2 protein-coding genes are annotated in these 2,146 nt (G+C 76.4%); one reads left to right on the top strand and one right to left on the bottom strand.

Features of this window, described 5'->3' with window-relative positions; genetic code table 11:
• Window positions 1-722 (bottom strand): AAA family ATPase (locus AB0K51_RS34765; protein WP_363462286.1); only part of this gene is annotated, 722 nt, incomplete at its 3' end.
• A gap of 477 nt (window positions 723-1,199) precedes the next feature.
• Between AB0K51_RS34765 and AB0K51_RS34760 the strand changes: the two genes are divergently transcribed.
• Window positions 1,200-2,146, top strand: a 947-nt coding sequence (locus tag AB0K51_RS34760) for an AfsR/SARP family transcriptional regulator (RefSeq protein ID WP_363462284.1), incomplete at its 3' end; no start/stop codon positions are given.

The following is a 2,146-nucleotide window of genomic DNA, read 5'->3' as shown; positions in this document are numbered from 1 at the left end:
TCGACGGCGGTGGCGGCGTCGCCGTCCAGCCGCAGCGCGGCCAGCCGGTCCGCCTCGCGGCGCAGCGCCTCCGCAGTGGCGGACAGCGGGTGGCGCGGGCGGGCGGCGATCCGGGCGCCGGCCACGCACAGGGCGAGCGGCAGGCCGGCGCAGTGCTCCACCACCGCGGCGGCGGCCCGTGGTTCGGCGGCCATCCGCTCGGCGCCGACCCGCTGGGCGAGGACGGCGGTGGCGTGGTCGGCGTCGAGCAGCCCGACGCCGTGCAGCCGTGCGCCGTCCAGGGCCAGCCCGGTCAGCCTGGTCCGGCTGGTGACCACGGTGACGGTGTGGGCCGCTCCCGCCAGCAGCGGCCTGACCTGCGCGGCGCTGGCCGCGCCGTCCAGCAGGACGGCCAGCCGCAGCGGTGCGGCGGTGGAGCGCCACAGCGCGCTCACCTCGGCGAGGTCGGCGGGGACGGTGCGCCGGCCGAGGGCGCGCAGGAACCCGCCGAGCGCCTCGGCCGGGTCGGCGGGTCCGCCGGGCGCGTGTCCGCGCAGGTCGGCGTAGAGCAGCCCGTCGGGGAACCGGTCGGTCCGCTCCCGTAACCAGCTGACGGCAAGTGCGCTCTTCCCGACCCCGGCCGGCCCGTGCAGCACCACCACCGGCCCGCCCCGCTCCGGCGCCGCGTCCGCGGCGGCCTCGTCGAGGGCGGCGAATTCGGGGCGGCGGCCGAGGAGGTGCACAGGGGCGGGCGGAAGCTGACGGGGAATCGGAAGCTGCGCCGGAGCGTGCATTCGAATGTGTACGCCCCCATGGATGTCCCGGGCCTGGACGACGCTCCCCTCGACTCTCGCCCGCCCCGCCAGCGTGTTGCGGTACTCGTCCCCCGGAATGGGATGCGGCTGAGCTGGGGAGTTCGGCGTGCGATCGGTATGGTCCGTCAACTCCGGTTCTCCTTCCGCCAGTTAGAGCATCGGTCGGCACGGCGCGGGGCGCGCGGGGGAGCGCCCCGGGTGGGGGTCCGCTGTATACCGGAAAGCCACGATAAGCATGAAGAGTATTCGGATTGAGCAGAACTCCGAATCACCGCAGTGCTATGGATCGCCGCCCGCGCCCATGCCATGCTCGCCTCCTGCGCGTCCGGGGAACAGGCGACGGGGGGCATTCGATTGCACGTCCATCTTCTGGGAACTGTCGAACTCTCGGTCGAAGGACGACCGTTGACGATCAGTTCGCACAAGGCCCGGGCCCTGCTGGCCTGCCTCGCCCTGGACCTGAACCGCCCGGTCTCGGCCGCCGTCCTGGCCGAGCGGCTCTGGGACGACCAGCCCCCGCCGAGCGCGGCCGGCACCCTGCAGAGCTACGTTTCCAAGCTGCGCACCGTCCTGCGCGAGGCCAACGCCCGGGCCGCGGCCGCCGGCGCGCCACCCGTCGAGCTCGCCTCACGCCGCGGGACGTACCAGCTGAACGCCCGGCCCGACCAGGTCGACTGGCAGCTGTACCTGCGGCTCGGCAAGGAGGCACGCCACCTGGCGGAGACCGGTGCGGACCGGCAGGCACTCGAGGCGTTCGCCCGGGCCCAGGACCTCTGGCAGGGCGAGCCGCTGGCCGGTCTGCCCGGCGTCTGGCCCCAGCTGACCCGGACCACCATGTACGACCAGTGGCTGGCCACCACCGCGGCCAGGGTCGAACTCGAGCTGCGGCTCGGCAGGTTCGCGGACCTCGTACCGGAACTGGCCCCGCTGGTGGAGCAGCGCCCGCAGGACGAGCGGCTCGCCGGGCAGCTGATGACGGCGCTCTACGGCAGCGGGCGGCAGGCGGAGGCGCTGGCCCTGTTCCGCGACACCAGCCGCAGGATCCGGGCGGACCACGGCACCGAGCCGGCCGAGCCGCTGCGGCGGCTGCACGAGCGGATGCTGCGCGGAGCGCCGGTCTCCGCGCTGCTGGGCCGGTCCGGACCGCCGCGTGAGGGGCAGCCGGCCGGCCGGACCGGGCGGGCGCCGTCGAAGCTGCCGCCCGCGCCCGTTCTCGAAGGGCGCGGCGCGGAACTCCGGTCGCTGGTGGAGTGGGGGGGGGGGGGGGGGGGGCCCCCCCCCCCCCGCGCCCCCGCGGCCCCCCCCCCCCCCCCCGCCCCCCGCGGGGCCCCGGGGTGGGCGGGGGGGCGCCG

This window comes from Kitasatospora sp. NPDC049285 (genome assembly GCF_040678815.1).
Classification (GTDB): Bacteria; Actinomycetota; Actinomycetes; order Streptomycetales; family Streptomycetaceae; genus Kitasatospora.
Note: the sequence above shows the minus strand (reverse complement) of the source record. Positions and strands in the feature narration are given on the sequence as shown.